The sequence below is a fragment of the Streptomyces sp. R41 genome (genome assembly GCF_041053055.1).
GTDB lineage: Bacteria > Actinomycetota > Actinomycetes > Streptomycetales > Streptomycetaceae > Streptomyces.
Map to the genome: position 1 here is coordinate 474,349 of NZ_CP163443.1, position 26,384 is coordinate 500,732.

27 protein-coding genes are annotated in these 26,384 nt (G+C 70.5%); 14 read left to right on the plus strand and 13 right to left on the minus strand.

All coding sequences use genetic code 11. The annotated features are described in order from the left end of the window. Window positions 1–69 precede the first annotated feature (69 nt). The gene (locus tag AB5J53_RS02325) at window positions 70–984 is read left to right on the plus strand and encodes an SGNH/GDSL hydrolase family protein (RefSeq protein ID WP_369243976.1); all 915 of its coding nucleotides are present in this window, start codon (window positions 70–72) and stop codon (window positions 982–984) included. Here the strand turns inward: AB5J53_RS02325 and AB5J53_RS02330 are convergent. Next, entirely contained in the window at window positions 981–1,688 is a 708-nt protein-coding gene (locus AB5J53_RS02330) for a TetR family transcriptional regulator C-terminal domain-containing protein (RefSeq protein WP_369243977.1), read from the minus strand. The two genes, AB5J53_RS02325 and AB5J53_RS02330, sit on opposite strands and share 4 nt — an antisense overlap. A 146-nt stretch (window positions 1,689–1,834) precedes the next feature. Between AB5J53_RS02330 and AB5J53_RS02335 the strand changes: the two genes are divergently transcribed. After that, window positions 1,835–3,622: an ABC transporter ATP-binding protein gene (locus AB5J53_RS02335; RefSeq protein ID WP_369243978.1), complete on the plus strand. Its 1,788-nt coding sequence runs from the start codon at window positions 1,835–1,837 to the stop codon at window positions 3,620–3,622. 64 nt (window positions 3,623–3,686) lie between these two features. Here AB5J53_RS02335 and AB5J53_RS02340 read toward each other — a convergent pair whose 3' ends face one another. Further along, window positions 3,687–4,169, minus strand: coding sequence for a VOC family protein (locus AB5J53_RS02340; RefSeq protein ID WP_369243979.1), 483 nt, complete (start codon window positions 4,167–4,169; stop codon window positions 3,687–3,689). A 217-nt stretch (window positions 4,170–4,386) separates the two neighbouring features. Between AB5J53_RS02340 and AB5J53_RS02345 the strand changes: the two genes are divergently transcribed. Both AB5J53_RS02345 and AB5J53_RS02350 read left to right on the plus strand, forming a co-directional pair. After that, window positions 4,387–5,586, plus strand: a complete 1,200-nt coding sequence (locus AB5J53_RS02345) for an epoxide hydrolase family protein (protein WP_369243980.1) — start codon at window positions 4,387–4,389, stop codon at window positions 5,584–5,586. A 122-nt stretch (window positions 5,587–5,708) separates the two neighbouring features. Next, entirely contained in the window at window positions 5,709–6,140 is a 432-nt protein-coding gene (locus AB5J53_RS02350) for a (2Fe-2S) ferredoxin domain-containing protein (protein ID WP_369243981.1), read from the plus strand. A 31-nt stretch (window positions 6,141–6,171) separates the two neighbouring features. On the opposite strand, the gene AB5J53_RS02355 is transcribed toward AB5J53_RS02350, so the two are convergent. Then, on the minus strand, window positions 6,172–6,528 hold the full coding sequence (locus AB5J53_RS02355) for a putative quinol monooxygenase (RefSeq protein ID WP_369243982.1): 357 nt from the start codon (window positions 6,526–6,528) through the stop codon (window positions 6,172–6,174). 162 nt (window positions 6,529–6,690) lie between these two features. On the opposite strand from AB5J53_RS02355, the gene AB5J53_RS02360 reads away from it, so the two are divergent. Both AB5J53_RS02360 and AB5J53_RS02365 read left to right on the plus strand, forming a co-directional pair. After that, window positions 6,691–7,344, plus strand: a complete 654-nt coding sequence (locus AB5J53_RS02360; RefSeq protein ID WP_362019592.1) for an ATP-dependent Clp protease proteolytic subunit — start codon at window positions 6,691–6,693, stop codon at window positions 7,342–7,344. 1 nt (window position 7,345) lies between these two features. Then, on the plus strand, window positions 7,346–7,948 hold the full coding sequence (locus tag AB5J53_RS02365) for a ClpP family protease (RefSeq protein WP_369243983.1): 603 nt from the start codon (window positions 7,346–7,348) through the stop codon (window positions 7,946–7,948). Window positions 7,949–8,012: 64 nt separating this feature from the next. Here the strand turns inward: AB5J53_RS02365 and AB5J53_RS02370 are convergent, their stop codons facing one another. Both AB5J53_RS02370 and AB5J53_RS02375 read right to left on the minus strand, forming a co-directional pair. After that, window positions 8,013–8,501 carry a helix-turn-helix domain-containing protein gene (locus tag AB5J53_RS02370; RefSeq protein WP_369243984.1) on the minus strand — a complete coding sequence of 163 codons (489 nt, stop codon included), beginning with the start codon at window positions 8,499–8,501 and terminating at the stop codon, window positions 8,013–8,015. A 214-nt stretch (window positions 8,502–8,715) separates the two neighbouring features. Beyond that, a complete protein-coding gene (locus AB5J53_RS02375; protein ID WP_369243985.1) occupies window positions 8,716–10,170 on the minus strand; it encodes a DUF6777 domain-containing protein in 1,455 nt (484 codons plus the stop codon). A gap of 163 nt (window positions 10,171–10,333) precedes the next feature. Here AB5J53_RS02375 and AB5J53_RS02380 point away from each other — a divergent pair, with 163 nt between their 5' ends. Next, window positions 10,334–11,641 (plus strand): streptophobe family protein, encoded by a 1,308-nt coding sequence (locus AB5J53_RS02380; protein WP_369243986.1) that lies wholly within the window; start codon window positions 10,334–10,336, stop codon window positions 11,639–11,641. A gap of 12 nt (window positions 11,642–11,653) precedes the next feature. Here AB5J53_RS02380 and AB5J53_RS02385 read toward each other — a convergent pair whose 3' ends face one another. The 4 genes from AB5J53_RS02385 to AB5J53_RS02400 all read right to left on the minus strand — a co-directional run bounded on the left by AB5J53_RS02385 (window position 11,654) and on the right by AB5J53_RS02400 (window position 16,214). Next, a complete protein-coding gene (locus AB5J53_RS02385) occupies window positions 11,654–12,655 on the minus strand; it encodes a serine/threonine-protein kinase (protein ID WP_369243987.1) in 1,002 nt (333 codons plus the stop codon). Window positions 12,656–12,724: 69 nt separating this feature from the next. Further along, window positions 12,725–13,345 (minus strand): hypothetical protein, encoded by a 621-nt coding sequence (locus AB5J53_RS02390; protein ID WP_369243988.1) that lies wholly within the window; start codon window positions 13,343–13,345, stop codon window positions 12,725–12,727. 6 nt (window positions 13,346–13,351) lie between these two features. Next, window positions 13,352–15,694 carry an FHA domain-containing protein gene (locus AB5J53_RS02395; RefSeq protein ID WP_369243989.1) on the minus strand — a complete coding sequence of 781 codons (2,343 nt, stop codon included), beginning with the start codon at window positions 15,692–15,694 and terminating at the stop codon, window positions 13,352–13,354. Between the two features lie 109 nt (window positions 15,695–15,803). Continuing rightward, window positions 15,804–16,214, minus strand: a complete 411-nt coding sequence (locus tag AB5J53_RS02400; RefSeq protein ID WP_369243990.1) for a hypothetical protein — start codon at window positions 16,212–16,214, stop codon at window positions 15,804–15,806. A 356-nt stretch (window positions 16,215–16,570) separates the two neighbouring features. Between AB5J53_RS02400 and AB5J53_RS02405 the strand changes: the two genes are divergently transcribed. Next, complete coding sequence (locus AB5J53_RS02405; RefSeq protein WP_369243991.1) at window positions 16,571–16,948, plus strand: nuclear transport factor 2 family protein; 378 nt, start codon at window positions 16,571–16,573, stop codon at window positions 16,946–16,948. A 158-nt stretch (window positions 16,949–17,106) separates the two neighbouring features. Here AB5J53_RS02405 and mgrA read toward each other — a convergent pair whose 3' ends face one another. After that, the gene (mgrA, locus tag AB5J53_RS02410) at window positions 17,107–18,096 is read right to left on the minus strand and encodes an L-glyceraldehyde 3-phosphate reductase (RefSeq protein ID WP_369243992.1); all 990 of its coding nucleotides are present in this window, start codon (window positions 18,094–18,096) and stop codon (window positions 17,107–17,109) included. A gap of 128 nt (window positions 18,097–18,224) precedes the next feature. On the opposite strand from mgrA, the gene AB5J53_RS02415 reads away from it, so the two are divergent. From AB5J53_RS02415 to AB5J53_RS02425, 3 genes are all read left to right on the plus strand, one after another. Beyond that, on the plus strand, window positions 18,225–19,118 hold the full coding sequence (locus AB5J53_RS02415; RefSeq protein WP_369243993.1) for a LysR family transcriptional regulator: 894 nt from the start codon (window positions 18,225–18,227) through the stop codon (window positions 19,116–19,118). A gap of 99 nt (window positions 19,119–19,217) precedes the next feature. Continuing rightward, window positions 19,218–20,708, plus strand: a complete 1,491-nt coding sequence (locus AB5J53_RS02420; RefSeq protein WP_369243994.1) for a carotenoid oxygenase family protein — start codon at window positions 19,218–19,220, stop codon at window positions 20,706–20,708. Window positions 20,709–20,735: 27 nt separating this feature from the next. Continuing rightward, the gene (locus AB5J53_RS02425; RefSeq protein WP_369243995.1) at window positions 20,736–21,236 is read left to right on the plus strand and encodes a DUF664 domain-containing protein; all 501 of its coding nucleotides are present in this window, start codon (window positions 20,736–20,738) and stop codon (window positions 21,234–21,236) included. A gap of 81 nt (window positions 21,237–21,317) precedes the next feature. Here the strand turns inward: AB5J53_RS02425 and AB5J53_RS02430 are convergent, their stop codons facing one another. Together AB5J53_RS02430 and AB5J53_RS02435 are read right to left on the minus strand one after the other, a co-directional pair. Then, complete coding sequence (locus tag AB5J53_RS02430; protein ID WP_369243996.1) at window positions 21,318–22,388, minus strand: adenosine deaminase; 1,071 nt, start codon at window positions 22,386–22,388, stop codon at window positions 21,318–21,320. A gap of 55 nt (window positions 22,389–22,443) precedes the next feature. Then, window positions 22,444–22,842, minus strand: coding sequence for a VOC family protein (locus AB5J53_RS02435; RefSeq protein WP_369243997.1), 399 nt, complete (start codon window positions 22,840–22,842; stop codon window positions 22,444–22,446). 178 nt (window positions 22,843–23,020) lie between these two features. Here AB5J53_RS02435 and AB5J53_RS02440 point away from each other — a divergent pair, with 178 nt between their 5' ends. From AB5J53_RS02440 to AB5J53_RS02450, 3 genes are all read left to right on the plus strand, one after another. Then, on the plus strand, window positions 23,021–23,803 hold the full coding sequence (locus tag AB5J53_RS02440; protein ID WP_369243998.1) for a phosphatase PAP2 family protein: 783 nt from the start codon (window positions 23,021–23,023) through the stop codon (window positions 23,801–23,803). After that, the gene (locus tag AB5J53_RS02445) at window positions 23,742–24,818 is read left to right on the plus strand and encodes a sodium-dependent transporter (protein WP_369243999.1); all 1,077 of its coding nucleotides are present in this window, start codon (window positions 23,742–23,744) and stop codon (window positions 24,816–24,818) included. The genes AB5J53_RS02440 and AB5J53_RS02445 overlap by 62 nt, the downstream gene beginning before the upstream one ends. A gap of 73 nt (window positions 24,819–24,891) precedes the next feature. Continuing rightward, window positions 24,892–25,602, plus strand: coding sequence for a dienelactone hydrolase family protein (locus tag AB5J53_RS02450; protein ID WP_369244000.1), 711 nt, complete (start codon window positions 24,892–24,894; stop codon window positions 25,600–25,602). A gap of 51 nt (window positions 25,603–25,653) precedes the next feature. Here AB5J53_RS02450 and AB5J53_RS02455 read toward each other — a convergent pair whose 3' ends face one another. Next, complete coding sequence (locus AB5J53_RS02455) at window positions 25,654–26,325, minus strand: NAD(P)H-binding protein (protein WP_369244001.1); 672 nt, start codon at window positions 26,323–26,325, stop codon at window positions 25,654–25,656. Between the last annotated feature and the right edge of the window lie 59 nt (window positions 26,326–26,384).

Genomic DNA, 26,384 nt, shown 5'->3' on the forward strand with positions numbered 1-26,384 from the left:
GTCTTCCCCCTTGTGCCCGGCTGTGCTTGCCTGGGGAACCCTTTCGGTGGGCGGGGCGGGAGTTGCGTCATGCGAAGGCCGTGGTTCGTGGGGGTGTTGCTGGCCGGGCTGCTGCTCGGCGGCTGCGGGGATCCGGCGTCGGGCCCTGAAGCGGCTCCGCCCGCGCCGGCGGAGCCCGGTGCCTCCCGGTCACCGTCCTCGACCACGCGTCAGCGGGCGGCCGCCTCCCCCCGTACTCCGGCGAGGACCCCCACCGTGCTGTATCTCGGGGACTCGCTCGCCATGGAGAACCAGAAGGTGCTCGGGCAGTCCCTGCGGGACGAGTTGCACGCGCACTACACGAGCGCCCCCTACTCCGGGACAACCCTGTGCGACTACCTGGAAGGCACCGGGGAGCGGTCGCTCGTGCCGACCGCGGACAAGGCGGCCGCGCTGGTGCGCTTGCTGCGGCCCGACTTCGTGGTGCTGCAGTTCTGGGGCAACTCGTGGGGCTACACGCCCTGCATGGACGGAATCACCTACGACGCGAACCGGGACACGTACTTCTCGCGCTACGCGGCGGACGCGGAACGGCTGACCGATCAGATCGCGCGGGCGGGAGGCGCTCGGCCCCCGAAGGTCGTGTGGGTGCTGCAGGGGCCGGACCCGATCACTCCCGACCGGGTCCGGCGGGTGAACGCGCTGTACGAGAAGCGTGCCGACACCTCCGGCGAGCTCGTCGCCGACGCCGGCCGGACCGTGAGCCCCGCGTCGGCCCGCTACACCTGGGCGCAGTACCTGCCGTGCACCTCGTACGAGCACGACCATGCCGGGTACTGCACCCAGCCGGGCCGCGACCGCACCGCCCTGCACCGCGACGACGACTATCTGCACTTCTGCCTGGCGCCCACCACGTCCACGCCGAAGCCGTGCCCGGTCCGCTCGCCCGGGATCGTGCGCATCACCCGGGAGATCACCCGGACGATCGCCGCGGAGGTGCACTAGGGTCTCCGCCCGAGTTCCGTCTCGATCAGCCGGTTGAGGTGGCGGCGGGCGTCCTCCGTGCTCAGCGGAGGTGCCTGGCGCAGCCGTTGCAGGGCGAGGCCGTCGGCGAGGGCGGCGAAGCGGACCGTGAAGCCGTCGAGGTCGGCACAGGTGAACTCGCCGTCGTCGACGCCTCGTTGGGCGAGTTCCCGGATCTGGGTGTGCCAGGCCTCGTACCGCTGTGCCTGGCCGCGGGCGAAGGCCTGGTCCGGGTCCTGGTCGCCCGCGTTCCAGTAGTCGAACCACATCCGCCAGTGCCGGTCGGTGTCCTCGGTGAACAGCGCGTCGACGAGCAGCCGCAGCGCCTCGGCGCCGCTGATGGCCTGTTCGGCGGCCTCGCTGAGCGCGGCGTAGGAGCGCTCGATGTGCAGCACCATCGCCTCGGACAGGATCTCCTGGACACTGCCGAAGTGGTACGTGACCGTGCCGACCGAGACGCCGGCCGCGGCGGCGACGTCGCGGACACCGACCGACGCCAGGGCGGCGGTCGCGCAGACCTCCTCGCGCAGCGGCAGCGGCGGGAACTGCCCGCACAGCACAGCACGTACGACTTCACCGGTGACCACCGCCAGGATGACCACCGCGAGCGGCGTAACTCCGGCGTCGACGGCGGGGCGTGCGCCGATCACGGTCACGACGGCCGGACCGATGGCGTCCGCCGTCATCAGCGACCGCTGTGGCAGGGTCCGGACTTCGGCCCTACGACCACGATCGGACCGGCCGAAACGACGACCTCGTCGCGGGTGTACTCAGGCCCACGGAGGGCAGAAAGCGCTTGCCCAATACTCGGCAACCAGGAGGACCATCGCCGATGGCGTCGTCCGAGAAACCGCTCGACCATCGCTATCGGGGCGAGCACCCGATACGCACCCTTGCCTATCTGTTCCGCGCCGACCGCGGACGGCTGGCCGCGGCGTTCCTCGTCTTCACCGTGAAGCACAGCCCGGTGTGGCTGCTGCCGCTGATCACCGCGTCCATCATCGACACCGTCGTCCAGCACCTGCCGGTCGGCCGGGTGTGGCTGAGCGCCGGGGTCATCCTGTTCATCCTGCTGGTCAACATCCCGCTGCATCTGCTGTACGTCCGGCTGCTGTACGGCAGCGTGCGCCGCATGGGCACCGATCTGCGCTCCGCGCTGTGCACCCGTATGCAGCAGCTCTCCATCGGCTATCACTCGCGGGTCAGCGCGGGCGTGCTGCAGGCCAAGGTGATCCGCGACGTGGAGACCGTGGAGCAGATGGTGCAGCAGACCGCCGAGACCGGGCTCGGCGCGCTCACCGTGCTCACGGGCGGACTGGTCGTCATCGCCGTCCGCACACCCGAGTTCGTGCCCGTCTTCCTGTGTGTCGTACCGGTCGCGGCCCTGCTCGTGGCCCGGCTTCGTACCCGGCTGCGCTCCCAGAACGAGCACTTCCGGCTCGAAGTGGAGCATCTGTCGTCGCGGGTGAGCGAGATGACCCGGCTCATCCCGGTCACCCGGGCACACGGCCTGGAGGGCAAGGCGCTGCGCCGCATGGACGGCACGCTGCGGCAGGTGCTCCGCTCCGGGCTGCGCCTCGACCTGCTCAACGGGCGGTTCGCGTCGCTGGCCTGGGTGTTCCTCAACGTCGTCGGCGTGCTGTTCCTGACCGGCGCGGCGCTGGTGTCGTACTACGGCTACTGGGGTGTGACACCCGGCGACGTCGTCATGCTCAGCGCCTTCCTGGCCACCCTCACCAACTCCACGACGACGCTCGCGGGTCTGGCCCCGGTCATCTCCAAGGGCCTGGAGTCGGTGCGGTCGGTCGGCGAGGTGCTCCAAGCGCCCGAACTGGAGGACAACGAGGGCAAGGCGGAGGTCGCCTCGGTGCGCGGTGCGGTCACCTTCGAGGGTGTCGGGCATACGTACGTCGAAGGTGACGGTCCGCCGTACGAGCAAAGCAGGCCCGCCGTACGGGACTTCACGCTGTCCGTCTCCCCCGGCGAGACCATCGCCCTCGTCGGCGCCTCGGGGGCGGGGAAGTCCACGGTGCTCAATCTCGTCATCGGCTTCATCCGTCCGACGTCGGGCCGGCTGCTGCTCGACGGGACCGACATGAACACCCTGGACCTGCGCACGTACCGGCGTTTCGTCTCCGTCGTGCCGCAGGAATCGATCCTCTTCGACGGCACGGTCAGGGAGAACGTCGCGTACGGCATGGACGACGCCGGCGACGCCGTGGTGCGGGAAGCACTGCGCGACGCCAACGCACTGGAGTTCGTGGACCGGCTGCCGCAGGGTCTCGACACCGTGGTCGGGGAGCACGGGGCGCGGCTCTCCGGGGGTCAGCGCCAGCGGCTCGCCATCGCGCGGGCGCTGATCCGCAACCCCCGGGTGCTCATCCTCGACGAGGCCACCTCCGCCCTGGACACGCACTCCGAGGCCCTCGTCCAGCAGGCGCTGGCCCGGCTGCTGCGCGGCCGCACCACGTTCGTCGTGGCGCACCGGCTGTCCACGATCCGGGGCGCGGACCGCATCGTCGTGATGCGGGACGGGGCCATTCAGGAGATCGGCTCGCACGAGGAACTGCTGCGGCGCGGCGCCGCGTACACGGCGCTGCACGGCGGCCAACTCGCCTGACCCGCACAAGGGCGGGCCGCAGACCACGTACGGCTCGTGGCGTGCGGCCCGTCCGGCCGACCCGCTACTCGCCCGCGTACACCTTCTCCAGTTCCGTGATGTCCAGCTTGGACATCTGGAGCATCGCCTGGGTCGTGCGGGCCGCCTTCTCCGGGTCCGGGTCGCTGATCAGGTCGATGAGCCTGCTCGGGACGACCTGCCAGGACAGGCCGAACTTGTCCTTGAGCCAGCCGCAGGGTCCTGCCTCGCCGCCGTCCTCGATGAACTTGTTCCAGTAGTGGTCCACCTCTTCCTGATCGTCGCAGTGGATCTGGAACGAGATGGCCTCGTCGAACGTGAACTGGGGTCCTCCGTTCAGGGCGACGAACTTCTGTCCGTTGGCCACGAACTCGGCGACCAGGACGGAGCCGGCGGGCCCGGGCCCGGCCTCCGTATAGCGGCCGATCCTGCCGAGCTTGGAGTTCTTGAAGATCGAGACGTAGTAGTGCGCGGCCTCTTCGGCCTGGCCGTCGAACCACAGACACGTGGTGAATCCGTCGGCGGGCATACGTACCTCCTCGGGCGGGAAACGTCGTCACCTCTGTCGACTGATCCTCGTCCGAAAACTCATCGGTGGCGCCCGCACCGTCCTGATACCACCGCAAGGGTGCAGTCCCCGTGGCTTCTACCAGCGGGTAACGTGCAGCTCACGGCTCCGGACGCGCCCGCCGGGCGCCCGAAATCCACTGCGGTCGCCGTCCCGTGCGGAGCTAGCATCCGCGTATATGACTTCCACGGACATCACCCCCGGCATCCATCCCTTCCGTATCGACTTCCCCCAGAGCGACCTGGACGACCTCCATCAGCGCCTCGACCGAACCCGCTGGCCCGACGAACTTCCGGGAGTGGGCTGGGCGTACGGGATTCCGCGGGATTATCTGCGGGAGCTCGTACGGTATTGGCGGCACGAGTACGACTGGCGTGCCGCGGAGGCGCGGCTCAACGAATGGCCACAGTTCACGACCGAGATCGACGGCGCGCGTATTCATTTCGCGCACATCCGGTCGCCGGAACCGGATGCGACTCCCCTGCTCATCACGCACGGCTGGCCCGGCTCGATCGTCGAATTCACCGACGTCGTGGGGCCATTGACCGATCCGCGTGCACACGGCGGCGACCCGTCGGACGCGTTTCATCTGGTCGTCCCGAGCATTCCCGGATTCGGGCTCTCCGGGCCGACACGGGACACCGGCTGGGAATTCACCCGGGTGGCCGCCGCGTTCGCCGCGCTGATGAAACGTCTCGGTTATCAGCGGTACGGGGTCCAGGGCGGGGACTGGGGCGCGGCCGTCTCGCGTGAGCTGGGCCGGGCCCATCCCGAGCGCGTCATCGGCGCCCATCTGAATCTGCTGCCCGGTTCCTACGCGACCACCGAACCGACCCCCGAAGAGCTGGCCGCGTTGAGCGCCGACGAGCGTGAGCGCACGCTGGCCTCGTGGCGGCGGGCCCAGGAGTGGAGCCGCGACGAACAGGGGTACGCCGATATCCAGTCGACCCGGCCGCAGACCCTCGCGTATGCCCTCACCGACTCGCCGGTCGGCCAACTCGCCTGGATCGCCGAGAAGTTCAAGCAGTGGACGGACTCACGAGACCGCCCCGAGGACGCCGTCGACCGTGATCTCCTGCTGACCAACGTGATGCTGTATTGGCTGACCGGCACGGCCGGTTCGTCCGGCCGCATCTACTACGAGCGAGCCCACGCGGACTATTGGGGCAAGCCGTCCGAGCTGTCGACCACCCCGACCGCCCTCGCCGTCTTTCCCCGAGAGAACTTCGTACTGCTCCGGCACATCGCCGAGCGCACCGACAACATCGTCCGGTGGACCGAATTCGACCGGGGCGGCCACTTCGCGGCGATGGAGGAGCCGGATCTGCTGATCGCGGATGTGCGGGCCTTCTTCCGGGAGCTTCGCGCTGCCGGCTGAGAGCACCGGCCGGGGGTGATCAACACCGCCCGCGAGGCGTCTCGTACGGTGATCATCCGCGCCGTCCGTGAGAACTCCGTACTCCGGCGAACGGCGCCCCGTTTGAGAGGACCCGCATCCCCGTGACCGGCGCCACGCCTCAGAGCCTTCGCACGACCGCGATCGGCGCCGCCGGTTCCCGGCCCTGCACCCTGGTCGTCTGCCGGGGCTGCTGCTGCGGCAACCCGCGCAAGCACCCCGGAACCGACCACACCTGGCAGTTGGAGCGGCTACGAGCCGGTGCCGACGCGTCCGGTGGTCGCTTCGTCGTGCGGACGACCGACTGTCTCGGCCCCTGCGACCAGGCGAACGTCCTCGTCGTGCAGCCGTCCGGTACGGGGCGCCGGGCCGGCGGCCGGGCCACCTGGATCGGCTTCGCCATGGACGACGACTGCTTGGACGAGGTGCTGCGCTGGGCGGAGGTCGGCGGACCGGGCATCGCCGAGCCTCCGGTCGCTCTGGAGCCGCAGTTCATCAGCCCGCCGCGCGGGGCCCGGTCAGGTAGGCGCCGATGAGCGCGCGGGGCCATGGCCCCGCGCGTGTGCTTCAGCTCTCGGTGCCGCCGTGACCGGGGAAGTCCGGGAACACGGTCACTTGAGGACGTGCCTCGGCCCAGGCACGGATTTCGGGTCCGACGGTGCCGTGGATCTCCGCGTACACCAGGTCCGCGAACTGCCCTGCCCGTTCCAGCAGTTCCGCCGAGCGCTCCTGGTGGACGGCGACCGCCTCGTCGTCGGTGTACTCCTCGATGACCAGATAGCTGCCGGCACCGGCGGAGAACCAGCGGTAGGTGAGAGTCCCCGGCTCCTCCTTCACCTGCTCCTGCAGGGCGAGTGCCAATTCCTCGAACTCCGCCCGCCGTTGGTCGTGGGCGTCGAATCGTGCGCGTACGAAGATACTCATACCGTATTCGAACAGATCGGTGGGTCGACCGGGGCGAGCCATGCGCATGCGTCCTCTGCCCTCGGCGAATCTGCCGCGGGCAGAGAAAACTGATCCACGGGCGCGTTCGGGCCGAGAGTGGAGAACGCGGCAACGGCAGCCGCGTCTCGACAAGGAGGAACGATGACTCCACTCATCACCGGCTGGGACCCGGCCCGCGCGCCGCGGGCCGAGGAGGGCGACACCCCTCCCTCACGCTTCGACGACCATCTGGCCGCGCAGCTCCTCGCGCAGCGGATCGTCTTCCTCGGCACGCAGGTCGACGAGGTCTCCGCGAACCGGGTCTGCGCACAACTGCTCCTGCTGTCTGCGGAGGACGCACGGACCGACATCAGCCTGTACATCAACAGCCCGGGCGGATCGGTGACCGCCGGCCTCGCGATCTACGACACGATGCGGCTGATCCCTAACGACGTCTCGACGCTCGCCATGGGATTCGCGGCGAGCATGGGCCAGTTCCTGCTCAGTGTGGGCACGCACGGGAAGCGTTTCGCGCTTCCCAACGCGCGGATCATGATGCACCAGCCGTCGGCCGGAATCGGCGGCACCACCGCGGACATCGAAATCCAGGCTCAGAACCTGGAGTTCACGAAGAAGGCCATCGAGCGGATCACCGCGGAGCACACCGGTCAGAGCGAGGAGACGATCTCCCGGGACGGCGACCGGGACCGCTGGTTCACGGCCGAACAGGCCAAGGAGTACGGCATGGTGGACCGGGTCGTCGAGTCGCTCGACGACGTCCGCCCGGCCGCGTCACGGCGACGGATGGGGCTCTGAAATGGGTACATACACGATTCCGAACGTCGTCGAGCGGACCCCGCAGGGCGAGCGGTCCTACGACGTCTTCAGCCGGCTGCTGTCCGAGCGGATCATCTTTCTCGGTACGGAGATCGACGACGGGGTCGCCAACGTCGTCATCGCGCAACTCCTCCATCTGGAGTCGTCGAGCCCGGAGAGCGAGATCGCGATCTACATCAACTCGCCGGGCGGCTCCTTCACTTCACTCATGGCGATCTACGACACGATGACCTTCGTCCAGGCGCCGATCTCGACGTTCTGCGTCGGGCAGGCGGCCTCGACGGCGGCGGTGCTGCTGGCCGGGGGCGATCCCGGGCGGCGGTTCGTGCTGGAGCACGCGCGCGTGCTGCTCGGCCAGCCGGCGAGCGGCGGACGGCAGGGCACCGTCTCGGACCTCACCCTGCAGGCCAAGGAGATGCTCCGCATCCGCTCCCAGGTCGAGGAGGTTCTCTCCCGGCACACGCACCACGACATCGCCACGCTGCGCGCGGACATGGACCGCGACAAGGTGTTCACCGCGCAGGAGGCCGTGGCGTACGGGCTCGCCGACGACGTGCTGAGTCGGCGGCTCGCGATGGTCTGACACCCGGGGCCGCGCGACGTGCGTTGGACCACCGCGCGACAGGCGTCGGACCATCGCGGGCCGGTCAGGCGGCCAGGCACATCCCGTCGTAGCGGGAGGTCGTTGTCGTCAGCCTCGTCGCGGTCGTCGAGGTCGCCGTCGTGGTGCGCCCTCGGCCCGCTCCGGCCCGGGTGAGCTCGTCCTGGGCCAGCGACAGCAGGTCGGTGAGGCCGAGGCCGAGGGCGCGAGCGGCGGCCGCGAGGACTTCGGAGGAAGCCTCCTTGCGGCCGCGCTCCAGCTCGGAGAGGTACGGCATGGAGATCCGCGCCGCGTCGGCCACATCCTTGAGCGTGCGCTCCTGGGCGAGCCGCTCGCGTCGCAGAACGTCGCCCACGAGGTCGCGCCACAGCGGCTCCTTGCCCGCGGGGGCCGGTGGCGTCTGCCTGGGCGCGAGAACCGGCCGGGGCCGCTGAGGTGCTCGTGCCGGGGCGTCCGCCCGGGCCGGGGCCGGACGCGGCGTGGCCGCCGGGCGCAGCGGGATGACACGGGCTTCGTTCGGCGCTTGGTTGCTCACCCCTTCAGCCTAGAAGCGCTGAGCTGCACGGGAAGGGATCGACGTTCCGCTCTCGGTGGAATCCGGGGGGCGGGGGAGGTACGACAGCTGGTCGGTCCCGAGCGAGATCGCGACGCTCCGTTGGCGCCCCTAGGGACGATCCGCCCCTACTGCCCCCACTCGGCCGTCGGTCCGTTCGCGCAGGAAGTCCGCGTGGCCGTGGTACCGGTGTTACTCACTGGACCGACGACTCCTCAGGGGCCTGGGAATTCTCGGGCGGTTCTTCCGGGGCGCTGTTGGGCGGGGCGGAGGAGGGCGCCGGCGCGGACTCCGTCTGCGCGGACGAGGACTCCGCCGTGCGATCGGCGGAAGCGGAGCCGGACGCCGGCTCCGACGTGGGCGTCGTCGGAGGCTCCGTGGACGGGGACTTGGTGGACGGGGACTCGGATGCCGACGGCTCAGACGGGGACTTCGAGGTCGACGAAGGTGACGAGGACTCGGACGACGGGGACTTCGAGGTCGACGAGGGCGACGAGGACTCGGACGACGGGGACTTCGACGTCGACGAAGGCGACGAGGATGCCGGAGACGGAGAGGTCGGAGGGCACTTGCTCGCGCCGCCCGGCGAAGAGGCGCACGGCGACGGGGACTTCGGCGACGGGGACTTCGGCGACGGCGAACTCGGCGTCGGGGAGGAGACACTCACCGACGGGAAGGGCGAGCGCGGCGGCCGATGCGTCTTCTGATCGTGGTGGACGTTGTCGCCCTTGCGCCGGGCGATCCACTCGTCGTGGTGGGGGTCGAAGATGATGAACACGTTGATGACCGTGACCGAGGGCGCGACGACCACGACGTTCTGTGGCCGGTACGACGGCCACGAGTCGCCGGTCGGCTTGGGCGTGGTCTTCTGCTGGACCGGCTCCGCCACCGGGTTGCCGCACGCGCACCGAACGCGGGGCACGCCTCGGGAGTCGACGAGGACGGAGGTGCCCGCCTGGAAGACCGACTGGTAGCTGGTGGAGGCGCCGTTGCGGTAGCCGTGATTGGTGACGCGGGTGTCCACCCGCAGCTGTACCGGGGTGAGCGAGCGCAGATACGCCGGGACCCCGGACGGCTGGATGCCCTGCACCGAGGCGAACGCCCTGTTCTTCGCCGGGTCCGCCTGCAAGGAGCTGATCTGCTTCTCCACGTTGCAGCTGGAGACGTTGCGGGTGCCGCTGTAGAGGCCGGGCGCGGAACCGTCCACGCCACGTGTCACGTTGGCGGCTTCCGACCCGGTCGACACCGTGGGGGTCTCGGGCGCGCCGGAACTGTCGTTCGCCGACGACTCGGTGTAGGGGTCGGGGCCGGACGTCCCCGCGGCCTGGAGGAAGACCTCGCCGGCGGTGTTCTTCCCGCCGCCGGAGTTGCTGTTGCTGAAGACGAGACCCAGGATCACCGCGGCCGCGACGGCACCGGATATCAGCGCGATGCGGGGCGCCGACTTCCACCAGTGCCGCTCCGGCCCCTTGCCCGACTCGTCCGGGCCGCCCGGACCACCGCCACCCGAGCCGCCGCCACCGCCCGCACCGCCAGGCGGTTCCGTGGGTGCGCGGCCGTCCGGCTGGGTCGGGGTCGGCTCGGAAGGACCCGACAGGGGGCCCGAAGGCGGTCCGGTGGGTCGGCCTGAGGGCGGCGGTTCGACGCTCACGAGCTCTTCTTCCCGGTGTAGGGATCCCGCGGCACTTCGCGCATTTTGTGCCGCTTTCTTCCATAACGAACCTATTGTGTGCTCCGATCAGGTACTGCCCGCAAGCTGACGCGGTCGGACCTCCCGAGGGGCGGACCGCCTCCGCGCTGCTTAGCGTGGCAGCGTGAGCCGGCGAACACCGTCCGACCAGGCAGTTGCCCGCAACGGTGCGCGGACTGCCGCCCGCCACGGCTGGGTCCAGGCCGTCGTGGCCGTGCTGGCCGGACTGATCGTCATGGGGGTGGTCGCCGCACTCGGATTGTGGGCGGCGGGTGCCACGGACCTTCCCGACAACGCGTTCCCGCGGGTCGTCGCGGCCACCGTCGTGACGGCGGTCGGCGGCACTGTCGAGTTCGCGGGTGCCGCCGGAGTCATCGCCGAGACCCAGGCGGGTCTGACGGTGATTCCACTGTCGGTCACGCTGGCCGGAGCCCTGGTGATCGCGGCCGGTTTCCTGCGGCCGTTGCGGCACCGGGCCGTCGCCGGCGCCGCCGAACTGGCCGGATGGGCCGCCCGGTTCGGCGTCCTGTGGGCGCTGGCCCTTGTCGGCATCGCGCTGTTCGCCCGCCAGAACTTCGAGATCTCCCTGGGGAACGGGACCATCGCCGACATTGGTGAACTCTTCGGCACCACGCCCAAGGTGGGCTTCACGACCGACGTGCCGCAGACCCTGGGCTTCGGGGTGCTGTGGCTGGCGGGCGTGTTCGTCCTCGCCCTGCTGGTCTCGCCCGGGGCACCGCTTCCCGCGCGGCTGCTGCGGTTCCAGGAGTCGGTGCGTCCGGCCGCCTTCGCCATGGTCGCGCTGCTGCTCACGTACGTCGCCCTGGGCGTGGTCATCGCGCTGGTGGTGGCGGCGACCCGCGGGCACGCCTCCGCGACGTTCGCCCTGATCCTCCTGGGGCTCCCGAACCTCGTCTGGCTCAGCCTCACGATCGGCTTGGGCGCCACCTGGAACGGCCGGGTGGACGGGCCCTTCGGGCTGCCGATGCCGCATCTGCTCGACGAGGTGCTGCGCACCCCGGACGTCTCCACGCTCAACCTCCACACGCTCGCCGAGCACGACGGCAGAGTGTGGTGGCTGGTGGTTGTCGACGCGGTGCTGCTCCTCGCGGCCGCGTTCCTGATGGCGGCGCGCTCACCGGCTCGGATGCGGGCCTGGCAGCACGCCGTGCACATGGCGGTCGCGCTCGTGCTCACGGTGCTGATGATCTGTCTCGTCGTCCGGATCTCGGCGCACTACGGCCTGTCGATCGTCGGCATCGGCGACATCGGCGGCGGCCTGCAGGGCGAACTCTTCCTGAAACCCCAGGTGTGGACCGCGCTCGGGTTCGCCGTGCTGTGGGGACTGGTCACCGGATTCCTGGGCGGCCTGCTGGCGAAACGCGTCCACCGGAAGGGCGAGGTCAAAGCAGCCGCCCCCGAAAGGAGTTGACGACGCGTCCGGCTAGCGTGGGAAGACCGGCCGGGCCCAGCTCGGCGGCTGCGGTGGCGGACCGGAATACCCCGGTGTTCCCGCGGCTACGGCTTCGGCCTGAGCCGGTTTCCTGCCCGCGCCCGAGGCGCCTCGCGCCGCTGCTCGCAGCGCGGCCATGAAGGCGAGGCACGAGTCGTACCGGTCCTCGGGGCTCTTCGCGAGCGACTTGGCGAGGACGGCGTCGACGTCGGCGGCGATGTCGGGGCGCTGAGCGGTCAGGGCCGGCGGCCGGTCGTACTGGTGGGCCCACAGCAGCGCCATGTCGTCCTCGCGCTCGAAGGGCGGATTCCCGGCCATCATCTCGTAGACGACGCAGGCGAGGCTGTAGACGTCGCACCGGCCGTCCACCGGCTTTCCCGAGATCTGCTCCGGTGCGACGTAGTCGAGCGTGCCGACGAACTCGCCGACGTTCGTGAACCCGGTCAACGACAGCGACTTCTTCGTCAGGCCGAAGTCCGTGAGGTAGACGTGCTCGGGGTGGTCGCTGTCGGTGCCCTGCGCCACCAGGATGTTGCCGGGTTTCACGTCCCGGTGCACCAGGCCGTGGTCGTGGGCCGCGTCCAGCGCCGAGGCGACCTGGACGCCGATCCGGGCGGCCACCACGACCGGGAGGGGCCCCTCGCGGTCGAGCAGCTGGCGCAGGTCGCGCCCGATGACGAACCGCATGGCGATGTACAGGACACCGTCCGCCTCGCCCGCCTCGAAGACCGGCACGATGTTCGGATGTTCGATGGCGGCGGCCACCCGCGACTCATGGGTGAAGCGGCCGCGGAAGGTGTCATTGCGGGCGAGCCCCGGCGCGAGCAGCTTGAGGGCGACGGTGCGGTCCAGACGCAGGTCCTTGGCACGGTAGACGACGGCCATCCCGCCTCGGCCGATCTCCTCCTCGATCCGGTAACCCGCGATGGTCCGTCCGATCAGATCGGACGGATTCCCCGCGAACAGACTGGTGTCGTGCCGGGAGCCGTCCATCAGCCGTCACCCCCGTCGTGTCGCGCACCGCCCATCAGCCGTCACCCCATTCGACCCGCGTGCCGTCCATCAGGCGTCACCCTGGTCGTCTCCGTCGTACGTCACGAGGCGGGTGGGTTCGCGGCCGTCGGGAGCCGGTTCCCGTACGCCCCTGGTCTGCCCCTGCGCCTTGGGCGCCTCCCCGGTCCGCTCGGGCGTAGCAGATGCCGGGTCCCCCTCGGCCGCGAAGGTGCTCAGCCGGGTCCCGTCGCAGTACACCCACCGCTCGTGCTCACCGTCGTACAGCCAGAGGGACTCGCCGTCGACGACCACCCCGATCCGCCGTCCCTGGGTGCGGTCGCGGAAGGACTCACCGTCGAGCCGCCCGGCCGCGAGTTCCTCGGTGGCGCTGCGGTAGCTCGTGAGCGCCTCCTCGACGCGGGCGAGCAGCGGGCGCGGGTCCGCGGTGCGGGTGAGCGGGCTGCTCGCGGCGGGCGGTGCCTGCGGTACGGCGATCAGGAGGCGGCCGTCGACCCAGGCCGACCAGCCGTTGGCGCATACGATCCGGCCCCAGTCCCCGAACCGGTCGACCAGCTGGACCGGCAGCAGCGCGTCGAGCGGAACGGTGGGCCGGGACGGGTCCGGGGTCTCCCAGGCGGGCAGGCCGTCCTTGGGGACGACATGCGTGGGACGGAAGTCGGGGGTCGTCATCGGCGCCTACTTCCGCATGACCGCGGGTTCGTACCGCCGCAACAGGCGGACCACCACGTATCCGAAGACGACGGAGAGCACGACCAGCATCCACACGTTCAGCAGCCAGACGCCGGACGAGTGCCGGAACAGCGAGTCGGCGGTCAGGGGCCCCGGGACGATCCGGGCCAGCCCGACGGTCCCCGCCATCGCGCCCAGGGCCCAGCGCGCGGGCACGAACCAGGCCAGTTGCTCCATGCCGGGCACCCCGTCCAACTTCAACAGCGCACCGCTGAAGACCACCTGGACGATGGCGAGCAGCACCAGCAGCGGCATGGTGACCTCCTCCTTGGTCACCGCGGCGGAGACGACGAGGCCGAGCATCATCGCGGCGAAGGCGAGCAGGGCCACGGCGACCGTGATCTCGAGGAGCGGCGGCATGAGGACCCCTTTGCCGCCGGGCGCGTTGAGGTCGACGCCGAACAGGGCGACGAGGCTCAGCACGACGGCCTGAACGACGGTGATCGTGCCGAGGACGACGATCTTCGACATCAGGTACGCCGATCGGGACAGGCCGACGGCGCGCTCCCGCTGGTAGATGACCCGCTCCTTCACCAGTTCGCGCACGGCGTTGGCCGCGCCCGTCAGGACTCCGCCGATGCAGAGGATGAGCAGCACGTTCATCGCCGTCTCCACCGTCAGTCTGCTGCCGGCCACGGCGTGGGCCATCGCGCCCATCACACACGGCAACCCGATCATGACGGCGAGGAAGGTCCGGTCGGCGCTGAGCACGGCCGCGTACCGGCGCACCAGGGTGCCGAGTTGCGCGCCCCAGCTCTGGGCCTTGGGCGGCGGTCCGACCACGGCGGCGGGGGCGGCCGGCGGCAGATGCGGCTGTGCGCTGGAGTTGTCGATGTACTCCTGGTGGAACGGCGAGTCCCGGTACTCCCCCGCCCAGTCTCTGCCCTCGTCCCGCTCGAAGGCCTCGAACGCCTCGGGCCAGTGCCGGTAGCCGAAGAAGGCGAGGGTGTCGTCGGGCGGGCCGTAGTAGGCGACCTTGCCGCCGGGCGCGAGCACCAGGAGCCGGTCGCAGACCTCGAGGCTGAGCACGCTGTGGGTGACCACGATGACCGTACGGCCGTCGTCGGCGAGGCCGCGCAGCATGTGCATCACCGAGCGGTCCATGCCGGGGTCGAGACCCGAGGTCGGCTCGTCGAGGAACAGCAGCGACGGCTTGGTCAGCAGTTCCAGGGCCACGCTGACCCGCTTGCGCTGGCCGCCGGACAGGCTGTGGATGGGCTGGCCGACGCGCTGCTCCAGGCCCAGCTCGCGGATCACCTCGTCGACCCGCGCGCGGCGCTCCGCCTTCGCGGTGTCCTGCGGGAAGCGCAGCTCGGCGGCGTACCCGAGGGCCCGGCGCACGGTCAGCTGTGTGTGCAGGATGTCGTCCTGCGGGACCAGGCCGATGCGCTGGCGCAGCTCGGCGTAGTCGCGGTAGAGGTCGCGGCCGTCGTAGAGGACGGTGCCACGGTCGGCGGGGCGCTGCCCGGTCAGGGCGTTGAGGAGCGTGGACTTTCCGGCGCCGCTCGGGCCCACGACGGCGAGCAGGCATTTCTCGCCGACGGGAAAGGACACCTTGTCGAGAAGCGTTTTGCGCCCCCGGTCGACCTCGACGGTGAGGTCCTGGACATCCAGGGAGACCTCGCCCGTGTCGACGTACTCCTGCAGCTGGTCGCCGACGAGGCAGAACGCGGAGTGGCCGATGCCGACGATGTCACCCGGAGTGACCGGAGCGCGCTCGACGGGCCGGCCGTTGAGGAACGTGCCGTTGTGACTGCCGAGGTCGACGATCTCGTACGTCCCGTCCGGGCGGGTGCGCAATTCCGCGTGCCGTCGGGAGACCACCAGCTCGTCGACGACCAGGTCGTTGTCGCCGCCGCGGCCGATGCGGACGGTGCGCTCCGGTAGCGGCCGTACGGTGGATGGCTGCCGGAAGGTGCCGGTGGCCGCGGGTGTGGAGACGGCGGAGGGGCGCTCCGTGGTGGCCGGCGGGCGGCTGACGAGGACGGCGCGCGGGCCGTCGGAGGGATTGGCGAAGTGGATGACGCTGCCCGGTCCCACGCCCCACTCGTGGACGCGCCGGCCGTCGGCGTAGGTGCCGTTCTTGCTGTTCTCGTCCTCGAGCGTCCAGTGATCGTCCTCGGGCCGCAGCACCGCGTGGTGCCACGAGACCCGGACGTCGTCGAGGACCACGTCACTCATGGGATCGCGCCCGACGTGATAGTCGCGGCCCGGGCTCATCACCGTGGAGCCCGTCTCGGTCTCGAGGACGAGTTCGGGCGCAGTCGAGGCGACCGGCCGCTCTCGCATGCCAGAATTCTAGCTATTCGTCCACATGTGCGCCTGATCAGTGGGCCGGGGTGAAAGGGCCGCCGAGGCGGTACGCCGGCGGGGCGAAGCCCGCTCGGCGGTCGCGCGATCAGGCGGCGGAAATGCCGAGCACGGCGGCGGTCCGCTGCATGCGCAGCGCGTCCACGGATTCGGCGAGCAATTCGTATTCGGTGGTGTCGTCACTGGTGGCGATCCGAACGAGCTTTCCCGCGGCCAATTCCTCCGCGACCAGTTCCTGCTGGACCGAGTCGCCGCACCAGGCGCGCAGCATGCTCGGCACGTCCGGAACGGTGTCCGCCACCGGCGCGATCGAGTTCGGCGGAAAGGTCGGGTCGTCGGGCTGCGGGTCGAGCCGCTCCGCCATCCACGCGGCACGGTCCCTCATCCACCACAGGGCCAGCGCCAGGGTCGGCGCGCGATACGTCCCCAGGGGTACGCCGACGCGCTGACCGCCGCATATTCCGTACGCGGTGACATGGCAAAGGAATTCGTCGTGCACGATCGCTCCCCCATTGGCGTCGCTCGCTGCCGGTCCGGCCTCGCTTTCCCCGCGGCTCTTTGCTGTGCACGATGCTGCTGTCCGGGCGTGGCTGAATTGCCCTAGGAATTGAGTATCGTCACTCCTGACGCTCTGTCACCATGCCATTCCAGCCAGTCTCTTGGCATATTCACGGCTTGGTTTGGCCGAAAGGGAGCGGGCAGCGCCGACGCCCCGCGCTCGGGTCATTACCCGCGAGGTAATCGACGCCCCCAGCGACGCCCGGCATGGTGGTCGTACCGGATCCGAGCAGCGCACGACACGCCGGGATTCGGCCCCTGACCAGCAGGTACGACCTCAATGGAGGCTGATTCACCATGTCCGCGAACAACGACCGTTACGAGACCGCTGTCGCCCGCTACTTCGAGGCCTGGAACGCGGGCGAGCAGGACGCGCTGGCGAAGGCGGTCGCCGCCGCCTGGGCCGCGGACGGCAGCTACACCGACCCGCTGGCCGACGTCCGCGGGCACCAGCAGATCGCGGCCGTGATCGCGGCGGCGCACGAGCAGTTCCCGGGGTTCGCGTTCCGGCCGCTGGGCCCGGTCGACGGCCACCACGACATCGCCCGCTTCGGCTGGGAGCTGGTCAATGAGGCGGACGGCTCGGCGCCCGTCGCCGGGTTCGACGTGATCACCCTGGACGGCGAGGGTCGCATCCGGAGCGTGCACGGGTTCCTGGACCGCGTTCCGGCCTAGGCCGGGGCGAGGGACCGCGATGAGTTCTCCCGCTCCGGATGGTCTCTTGAGCAGGAGGACCACCGGACCGGGAGGAGTGCTGCCCTACGCCATCGACCCCGAAGCGGCCGACCGGCTGTGGGAGCTCAGCGAGCGCCTCACCGCCTGACCAGTGGGCGTCACGGCTTGATGATCGCGTCGATCCGGGCGAGCTCGTCCGGATCGAACTCCAGGTTGCCGATGGCTGCGACACTGTCCTCCAGCTGCCGCGGGCTGCTCGCGCCGATCAGTGCCGAGGTCACCCGGCCGCCGCGCAGCACCCAGGCCAGCGCCAATTGGGCGAGGGACTGCCCACGCGACTTGGCGATCTCGTCGAGGGCACGCAGCTGCCGTACGAGATCCTCGGTGACCGTGTCGGCGCTGAGGAAGGGGCTGTCGCTCGCGGCGCGCGAACCCTCCGGGATGCCGTCGAGGTAGCGGCCGGTCAACAGGCCCTGCTCCAGCGGCGAGTAGGCGATGGAGCCCACCTGCAGCTCGTCCAGCGCGTCCAGGAGCCCTTCCTCGGGGCGGCGGTCGACCATCGAGTAGCGCGGCTGGTGGATGAGCAGCGGGGTGCCCAGCTCACCCAGGATGCGGGCGGCTTCGCGGGTCTGCTCCGGCGAGTAATTGGAGACGCCGACGTACAGCGCCTTGCCCTGCTGGACCGCCGAGTGCAGAGCGCCCATCGTCTCCTCCAGCGGAGTCTCCGGGTCGGGGCGGTGCGAGTAGAAGATGTCCACGTAGTCCAGGCCCATACGGCCCAGGCTCTGGTCGAGCGAGGACAGCAGGTACTTGCGCGAGCCCCATTCGCCGTACGGGCCCGGCCACATCAGGTATCCCGCCTTGGTGGAGATGACCAGCTCGTCGCGGTAGGGCGCGAAGTCCGCCGTCAGGGCGTCGCCGAGGGCCGACTCGGCGGCTCCGGGCGGCGGTCCGTAGTTGTTCGCCAGGTCGAAGTGCGTGACGCCGAGGTCGAAGGCGCGGCGCAGGATCGCGCGCTGGGTCTCCACCGGCCGGTCGGGGCCGAAGTTGTGCCACAGGCCGAGCGACAGCGCGGGGAGCTTCAGACCGCTGCGTCCGGTGCGTCGGTAGGGCATGTCCGCGTAACGGTCGGGGTGTGCGGTGTACAACGCGTACTCCTGAGAGGCCGGGAAACCAGGTCTCCTACTCTCGCGCGCGCCCGGGGCAGCGGTCCAACGGGAGAATCGGATGGGATTCAGCGATGACGCTTCTCAATGAGCGATTACGCTTGCCCCTCATGGAACTGCGCCACCTTCAGCACTTCGTCGCCGTCGCCGAGGACCAGCACTTCACCCGGGCGGCGGAGCGGCTCATGGTGTCGCAGTCCGGCCTGTCGTCGTCGATCCGCGCCCTGGAGCGGGAGCTGCAGGCTCCGCTCTTCGTCCGCACCACTCGTCGCGTCACCCTCACGGAGGCCGGTCGCGCGCTGCTTGGCGAGGCGGAGCGGATCCTCGCGCAGGTCCGCTCGGCGCACGACGCGGTCGCCGCCGTACAGGGCGTGCTGCGCGGCACCCTCTCCCTCGGCACCGAACAGTGCATCGCCGGAGTGCATGTGGCGAGGCTGCTCGCCGCGTTCCGACGGCGCCACCCCGATGTCGAGATCCGGCTGCGGCAGGCGGGTTCCGGAGCGCTGGCCGAGGAGGTCGCCGCGGGCCGTCTCGATCTGGCCTTCGCCGTCAAGACGCAGGCCGACACCGAGCAGCTGCGTTCGGTGCCGCTGACCAGCGAGTCCATGACCGTGCTCTGCCATCCCACGCACCACCTTGCGACCGCCGCCGTGCTCACGCCCGAGGAGCTGGGTGGCGAGGCCTTCGTCGACTTCCACCCCGACTGGGGGCCGCGCCGCACCACGGACGCGGCCTTCGCGGCGGCGGGCGTGCGACGGACCGTGACCCTTGAGGTCAACGACGTGCACAGCCTTCTGGAGCTCGTCCACGAGGGCCTCGGCATCGCCGTCGTACCACGGCACTTCGGCCTCAAGCGGGAGGCCGGCGATCTCACCGCCCTCCCCCTCAAGGGCGCCTCCGAGGCGTCGTACGAGACCGTCGCCATGCTGCCGCCGCCGGAGGCCACCAGTCCGGCGGCGCGGGCGCTGATGAGTCTTCTCGACACCTCGGAAGAGGGGGTCTGACACCACCCCCGAAAGGGCCCCAGCACTCCTGACCGGCCCGGCCCGCCGCCGCAGACTCGTGACCGTCCAGTACGAGAACTGCGAGGCGGGAGTACCCAGATGACGGATCACACACGACGGACGGTCCTGCGGGGCGCGGCGGTCGCGGCGGCGGGAGGGCTGGTCGGCGGCATCGGCGGCCGAGCGGGGGCGGCAGCCCCACCCCGCACACAGGACACCCGGCATTACCCCTTCCTCGAGGGGGCGTTCAAGCCCGTCACCGAGGAGCTGACGGCGTTCGATCTGCCGGTCACCGGACGGATCCCGCGCGAACTGAACGGCCGCTTCCTGCGAAACGGCCCCAACGTCCTGGGACTTGAGGACCCTCGTGCCCACCACTGGATGCTCGGCGAGGGCATGGTGCACGGCGTGCGGCTGCGCGACGGCCGCGCCGAGTGGTACCGCAACCGCTGGGTCCGCTCGTCGTCGGTGGCCAAGAAGCTCGGCGAGCCCTACCCCGGGCCCGTGCCGCCGGACGACTTCCCGTGCAACACCCATGTCATCGGCCTGGACGGGCGGATCCTGGCGCTCCAGGAGAGCGGGCCCCTGCCGTACGAACTCGACCACGAGCTCAACACCGTGGGTACCTACGACTTCCGGGGCACTCTCAAGGGGGCCTTCACCGCGCACACCAAGTTCGACGCGGCGGCCGGCGAACTGCACGCGATCGCCTATTACCCGACCTGGGACCATGTCCGGCACCACGTCATCGATCACACGGGCCGGGTCGTGCGGAGCACGAGGATCCCGGTGGCGGACGGGCCGATGATGCACGACTTCGCGCTCACCGAGAAATACGTCGTGATCTTCGATCTGCCCATCACCTTCGACCCCGCGGCCGCGGAGCGTGGCGACCTGGTTCCGTACATCTGGAACGAGAAGCACGCGACGCGCGTCGGCCTGCTGCCGCGCGCGGGCGGCGAGGTCCGCTGGTTCGAGGTCGAGCCGGTCTACTACTCCCACACACTGAACGCGTACGACGAGGGCTCGTCCGTGGTCGTCGACATGACGACCTACCCGGCACCCTTCTTTGTCGCGGGCCGCGGCTCCGACGGACCCTACGGAGCGGGCACCGCCTCGCTCGAACGCTGGACCGTCGACCTGGCCCACGGCCGCGTACGCACCAGGACGATCGACGACCGCCCGCAGGAATTCCCGCGCGTCCACGAGGCGTTGGTGACCCGGCGGCACCGGTACGCCTACACCGCGGCCGCCGCCGACATGACGCTGGCGTACATGACGGCCGACGGAAATCCGCCCGACCGTGCCTTCAGCAACGCGCTGATCAAGCACGACCTGTTCCGGGGGACCACGCAGGTACACCGCCTGCCGCGGGACGCCGCCGCGGGGGAAGCCGTCTTCGTGCCCGCGCAGGGGGCGAGGGCCGAGGACGACGGCTACGCGATCGCGTACGTGCACAACCCCGATCGCGGGGCGGCCGACCTGGTGATCCTGGCCGCCCAGGACTTCATGGGTGAGCCGGTCGCCCGGATCCATCTGCCGGGCCGGGTGCCGCTGGGCTTCCACGGGAGCTGGATTCCGGACGCGTGAGGCGCCGCTGTGCGCGATGGTGGACGCATGCATGCAAAGGACATCCTCATCGACGCGTACAGCCGCATCCAGGAAGAAGTCCATGCCGCCGTCGAGGGTCTGGCCCCGGACGACCTCAACGCCCGGCCCGCCGAGACCGCCAACTCCATCTCATGGCTCATCTGGCATCTCACCCGGGTCCAGGACGACCATGTCGCCGACGCCGCCGAGCTGGACCAGGTCTGGCTGGCGGGGGGCTGGGAGAAACGCTTCGGGCTCGATCTGCCCCGCCGGGACACCGGGTACGGTCACACCCCGGCGAAAGTGGCCAAGGTGCGGGTGGAGTCGGGCGATCTGCTGATCGGCTACTACGACGCCGTGCACGAGCAGAGCATGGAGTTCGTGCGCGGGCTGACCGCCAAGGACCTGGAGCGCGTCGTGGACGAGCGCTGGACCCCGCCGGTCACCCTCGGCGTACGGCTGGTCAGCGTCCTGGCCGACGATCTGCAACACGTCGGCCAGGCCGCGTACGTACGCGGGCTGCTGTAGGGCGCGGCCCCGAACGCGGGCTGCTTCAGGGCGCGGCCCGCACGCGGGATTCGCTGAAGCGTGGCCCGCACCCGGGTTTCCCTAGAGCGCGGCCTCGTACCCGGGCAGCACCACGTCGCGGATGAGGGCGTTGCGCTCGTCGAACGGGATGAACGCGCTCTTGATCGCGTTCACTGTGACCGTGCGCAGGTCCTCGACATCCCAGCCCGCCTCCTCGACCAGCAGCGACATCTCGCGGGTCATCGTCGTGCCCGACACCAGACGGTTGTCGGTGTTGAGGGTGACGCGGAAGCCCAGGTCGCGCAGGGCGGTGATGGGGTGCTCGGCGATGGAGGTGGCCGCGCCCGTCTGAAGGTTGGACGTCGGGCACATCTCCAGGGCGATACGGCGGTCGCGCACCCAGCCCGCCAGGCGGCCGAGCTTGCCGTCGACGATGTCCTCGGTGATGCGGACGCCGTGGCCGATGCGCTGGGCGCCGCAGACCTGGAGGGCCTGGTGGATGCTGGGCAGGCCGTGGGCCTCGCCGGCGTGGATGGTGAACGGGACGCTCTCGCCGCGCAGGTGCTCGAAGGCGGCCAGGTGGTCGGCGGGCGGGAAGCCGTCCTCGGCGCCCGCGATGTCGAAGCCGACGACGCCGCCGTCCCGGAACGCCACCGCCAGGTCGGCGATCTCGCGGGTGCGGTCGAACATGCGCATGCCGCACAGCAGGGTGCCGACGCGTACGGGGGTACCGGCGGCGGCCGCCTTGGCCATGCCCGCCGCCAGGCCTTCCTGCACGGTCTCGACGACTTCGGGCAGGGTGAGGCCGCCGTTCACCATCAGCTCGGGCGCATACCGGACCTCGCCGTAGACGACGCCGTCCTCGGCCAGGTCGAGGACGTACTCTTCTGCGGTGCGCAGCAGGCCCTCGCGGGACTGCATCACGGCGAGGGTGTGCTCGAAGGTGGCTATGTAGCGCACCAGGTCACCGGAGTTGGCGGCCTCGTAGTACCAGTCGGCCAGCGCCAGCGGGTCGGTGGTGGGCAGGGTGTGGCCGACCGTCTCCGCGAGCTCCACGAGGGTGGCGGGGCGCAGACCACCGTCGAGGTGGTCGTGCAGTACGGCCTTGGGGAGGCGGCGGATGGTGTCGACGTCGATGCGGGGCGCGGTCATGCGTGTCTTTCCTCGGCAGGTTCGGCAGGTGGTGTGCGGCGGGTTCTCGACCGGCTCAGGCGGTGGTGGCCGGCTGGAGCAGGTCCCAGCGGTTTCCGTACAGGTCCTGGAAGACGACGACGGAGCCGTACGGCTCGTGGCGCGGCTCTTCCAGGAAGGTCACGCCGGCGGCCCGCATCCGCGCGTAGTCGCGGGCGAAGTCGTCGGTGTGCAGGAAGAAGCCCACGCGCCCGCCGGTCTGGTCACCGATCCGGCCGCGCTGCGCCTCGTTCTTGGCCCGGGCCAGCAGCAGCCCGCTGCCGCCGCCCTCGGTGCCCGGTTCGACGACGACCCAGCGGGAGCCGTCGGGGCGCGGCGTGTCCTCGACGAGCCGGAATCCGAGGGCTTCGGTGTAGTGGCGGATCGCCTCGTCGTAGTCGTCGACGACGAGGGTGACCAGGGCGATGCGTCTCATCGGGACCCCTCCAGGGTTATACGTAACACGTAGCGTACGGCATCCGGTCGGGTGCTCCGGGAACGCTCCCCACCGCTTAATCGTCTACAGTTGCGTAGACCGTCTACAGGTTTGTAGTCAGCACGGGGTGTGGTCTCCTGCCGCGTCCGCCTGACCAGCATGGAAGGGGGCCGCACCGATGTCCGCAGCCCGGCGCATCGCGTCGTCGCGCGAGGATGCCACGGACCTCGCCGGTTCGACGGCGGTGGGCAGCGCCGTCGCGTTCGTACTCCTGACGCTGGTCCTGATCGGCCGGGACGGCGCGGCGCTGTTCGGCGACGAGAACCTCGCCTCCTGGTCGGTGGGACACCGCCCGGATGTGGCCCTCGCCCTGGCGCGCGGTGTGACGTACACCGGCACAGGGATCGTTCCGTACGCGCTGGTCGCCATCGCCGGCCTCGCCCTGGGCCGTACGGCGCGCCGGCGGATCCTCTCCGCCGTCGGCTGTCTCGTCTGTCTGGCCGCCGCGCAAGCCGTGCGGCACGGGGTGATGTCCCTGGTCGCCCGCCCCCGCCCCGCGACGGCGGACTGGGCCACGCACGCCTCCGGCTGGTCCTTCCCCTCGGGCCACACCACCACATCCGCCGTCACCGGCGGACTGCTCATTCTCGCGGTGCTCGCGCGGGCTTCGCGCGGAAGAAAGTCGCTCGTTCTGGTCATCGGCTGCTGGGCCGCGCTGGTCGGACTGTCGCGTGTCTACTTGGGAGTTCACTGGTTCTCCGACGTCCTGGGCGGCTGGCTGTTCAGCCTCTGCTGGCTGAGCCTGTGCACCTACGCTGTCGCACGGTTCGCTCCCCGTGCCTGCTCCGCGATATCGGCGCCCCGTCTCCGCCCAGGTCCCACGACGGAAGAGCGCCGCCATGAATCGCACGCCCCGAGCGATGTACCCCCTCGCGAAATCCCCCCTCACTCTGCTCCGTAGCCATCTCGGATGGGCCGTCGGCGCGGCCTATCTCGCCGCCACGACGATGCCGGCCTTGGGTCTGTGGCTGCGCGACACGCACACGATCGGCGCGGCCGGGGTCCTTGGACTGCCTGAACTCCCTTTCAGAATGCCCCATCTCCTGCTGTCCCTCGTCCTGTTCACCGCAGGTCTCCAAGTGCCCCTGCACGAGCTGCGGGCGTTACTCGGACGCCCCACCGCGCTGCTGACCGGGCTCGTCCTTCATCTGGTCGCGCCGCTGCTGATCATCCCAGGGGTCGCGTTCGCGCTGCGGCAGTCGCCCGACACCGACGGGGGCAGCGGCATGGTCGCTGCGATGATCCTGATCGTCGCCATGCCCGTGGCGGCCGGGGCCACCGTGTGGACCAGCAAGGGGGACGGCGATCAGCCGACGACGGTGGGCCTCGTGCTGGCGTCCACGATCGTCAGCCCCCTGACCGCACCGGTCACGATGACAGCGCTGTGCCCGCTGCTGAGCGGTGAGTACGCGGGCACGCTGGCCGGAGCAGCGCAGTCCGCGGGGAGCGGCTTCGCGCTCACGGGGGTCCTGCTGCCCTGCGGCGCCGGAATCCTGTGCCGGCTCGCCCTGACCCGCCGCCTCATGGACCGGCTCCTCGGCGCGGCGGTTCCCGCGGCGATACTCGGTTCGCTGCTGCTGACGTACATCAATGCCAGCGGCGTCCTCGGCCCCTTCCTCATCCACCCGGAACCGGTGTTGTTCGTGGCCGCGTTGGCCGTCGCCGCCACCGTCTGCGGGCTGTCGTTCACGCTGGGCCGGATCACCGCGCGCGCACTGCGCCTCGACCCGCCCGCCGGTGCCTCCGTCACTCTGGCCTGCGGGATGAACAACAGCAGCGCCGGCGCGGTCCTCATCACGACGACGCTGCCCGACCGGCCGCATGTGCTGCTGCCGGTTCTCGCGTACAGCCTGCTGCAGAAGGTGGCAGCGGGCCGTGTCGTGCGGGCCGGGCGAGGTCGCGGTGCGCGCGCATGACATCGTGGAGATCGACTCGGGGCCGGGCCCACCGCGCCCCCACCTGACGCTGCCCCCACAGGAGTTGACTGACATGTCCGAGCTGCCGAAGTCGACCGGAGCCCCCGCCCATCAGAACGTGACCTTCCCGAGCGCCGGAGGCACCGCGCACGGCTATCTGGCGCTGCCGCCTTCCGGGCAGGGCCCCGGCGTGATCGTCATCCAGGAGTGGTGGGGCCTGACCGACCACATCGCGAATGTCGCGGACCGGCTGGCGGCGGAGGGCTTCGTGGCCCTCGCGCCCGACCTGTACGGCGGCAATGTGGCGCACGACAGCGGCGAGGCCTTCCGGATGATGAAGGAGCTGCCGGTCTCGCGCGGCGTCGAGCTGCTCTCGGGCGCGGTCGACCATCTGCTGGGTCTGCCCGAGGTCACCTCGGACACGGTGGCGTCGGTCGGCTTCTGCATGGGCGGCGGCTTCGTCATCTACCAGGCGGCGGCCGACCCGCGGGTCAGCGCGGCGGTGCCGTTCTACGGCGTGATCCAGGGCGAGTTGCCGGACTTCTCCGGCCTCAAGGCGCAGATCCTTGGCCACTACGGGGAACTCGACACCAGCATTCCGAAGGAAAGTCTGGAGCAGCTGAGCGAGGCGATCCAGGAGCAGTCCGGGGTCACCCCCGACCTCCGCCTCTACCCCGCCCACCACGCCTTCTTCAACGACGGCCGCTCCGAGACGTACGCCCCGGAGTCGGCCGCACAGGCCTGGGAGAGCACGGTGTCCTTCCTGCACGAGCGGTTGGGCTGACCCCTTGGGCAGCCGCCCGCCCCACGACGATCCCTCACGGGCGGGCGGCGGCTACGCCGTCTCCTGGGCAGCCAAGCCGTTGATCTCCACGCTGGTGAGCACGCGCGGCCCTCGCCCTTGAAGTCGCGTCACCGCGAGCATCGCGCGGCCCACGGTGTCGGTCGTGGTCATGTGCCGCGGGAACAGGCGGCGCAGTACCGGGTAGAGCCAGGAGGTGGAGGCGTACAGCAGACGGTAGGGGCGAGTCGCGGGACGGGCGCCCCGCCGGGGCCGGATGTAGGACGGCCGGAAGACGTAGGCGCGGAACGGCAGGGCCAGCAGTGCCTCCTCGGCCCGGCCCTTCACTCTCGCCCACATCGTCGCGCTGGCGCTGTCCGCGCTGTGACCCGAGACGTACACGAAGGTCAGGTCCCCGTTCAGCGGCAGCAGCGCGCGGGCTGCCGCGAGGGCGTAGTCGTGGGTGACGCGGGTGTACTCGACCTCGGTCAGCCCCGCCGAAGAGGTGCCCAGGCAGAAGTAGCAGGCATCGGCGCCGTCGAGGGACGCGGCCACGTCGGTCAGATCCGTGAAGTCCGCATGGACCGCCTCACGAAGCTTGGGGTGCCGTACCCCGAGGGGGCGCCGGACGACGGCGGTGACGCTCTCCACGCCGTCGTCGTCCAGACACGCCCTGAGGACTCCGTGCCCGATCATGCCGCTCGCTCCGAAGAGGACGACCTTCACCTGTACCGCCTCCGAAGGGCAGGGTCGCCGAATCGGCGCACGCCACCTGCGTCGATGAT

Excerpts from the sequence above, each read along its gene's own strand:
- AB5J53_RS02325 (WP_369243976.1), top strand. The coding sequence starts at position 70 with ATGCGAAGGCCGTGGTTCGTGGGGGTGTTGCTGGCCGGGCTGCTGCTC.
- AB5J53_RS02330 (WP_369243977.1), bottom strand. The coding sequence starts at position 1,688 with ATGACGGCGGACGCCATCGGTCCGGCCGTCGTGACCGTGATCGGCGCA.
- AB5J53_RS02335 (WP_369243978.1), top strand. The coding sequence starts at position 1,835 with ATGGCGTCGTCCGAGAAACCGCTCGACCATCGCTATCGGGGCGAGCAC.
- AB5J53_RS02340 (WP_369243979.1), bottom strand. The coding sequence starts at position 4,169 with ATGCCCGCCGACGGATTCACCACGTGTCTGTGGTTCGACGGCCAGGCC.
- AB5J53_RS02345 (WP_369243980.1), top strand. The coding sequence starts at position 4,387 with ATGACTTCCACGGACATCACCCCCGGCATCCATCCCTTCCGTATCGAC.
- AB5J53_RS02355 (WP_369243982.1), bottom strand. The coding sequence starts at position 6,528 with ATGAGTATCTTCGTACGCGCACGATTCGACGCCCACGACCAACGGCGG.
- AB5J53_RS02360 (WP_362019592.1), top strand. The coding sequence starts at position 6,691 with ATGACTCCACTCATCACCGGCTGGGACCCGGCCCGCGCGCCGCGGGCC.
- AB5J53_RS02365 (WP_369243983.1), top strand. The coding sequence starts at position 7,346 with ATGGGTACATACACGATTCCGAACGTCGTCGAGCGGACCCCGCAGGGC.
- AB5J53_RS02385 (WP_369243987.1), bottom strand. The coding sequence starts at position 12,655 with ATGGACGGCTCCCGGCACGACACCAGTCTGTTCGCGGGGAATCCGTCC.
- AB5J53_RS02390 (WP_369243988.1), bottom strand. The coding sequence starts at position 13,345 with ATGACGACCCCCGACTTCCGTCCCACGCATGTCGTCCCCAAGGACGGC.
- AB5J53_RS02395 (WP_369243989.1), bottom strand. The coding sequence starts at position 15,694 with ATGCGAGAGCGGCCGGTCGCCTCGACTGCGCCCGAACTCGTCCTCGAG.
- AB5J53_RS02405 (WP_369243991.1), top strand. The coding sequence starts at position 16,571 with ATGTCCGCGAACAACGACCGTTACGAGACCGCTGTCGCCCGCTACTTC.
- AB5J53_RS02415 (WP_369243993.1), top strand. The coding sequence starts at position 18,225 with ATGGAACTGCGCCACCTTCAGCACTTCGTCGCCGTCGCCGAGGACCAG.
- AB5J53_RS02420 (WP_369243994.1), top strand. The coding sequence starts at position 19,218 with ATGACGGATCACACACGACGGACGGTCCTGCGGGGCGCGGCGGTCGCG.
- AB5J53_RS02425 (WP_369243995.1), top strand. The coding sequence starts at position 20,736 with ATGCATGCAAAGGACATCCTCATCGACGCGTACAGCCGCATCCAGGAA.
- AB5J53_RS02430 (WP_369243996.1), bottom strand. The coding sequence starts at position 22,388 with ATGACCGCGCCCCGCATCGACGTCGACACCATCCGCCGCCTCCCCAAG.
- AB5J53_RS02435 (WP_369243997.1), bottom strand. The coding sequence starts at position 22,842 with ATGAGACGCATCGCCCTGGTCACCCTCGTCGTCGACGACTACGACGAG.
- AB5J53_RS02440 (WP_369243998.1), top strand. The coding sequence starts at position 23,021 with ATGTCCGCAGCCCGGCGCATCGCGTCGTCGCGCGAGGATGCCACGGAC.
- AB5J53_RS02445 (WP_369243999.1), top strand. The coding sequence starts at position 23,742 with ATGAATCGCACGCCCCGAGCGATGTACCCCCTCGCGAAATCCCCCCTC.
- AB5J53_RS02450 (WP_369244000.1), top strand. The coding sequence starts at position 24,892 with ATGTCCGAGCTGCCGAAGTCGACCGGAGCCCCCGCCCATCAGAACGTG.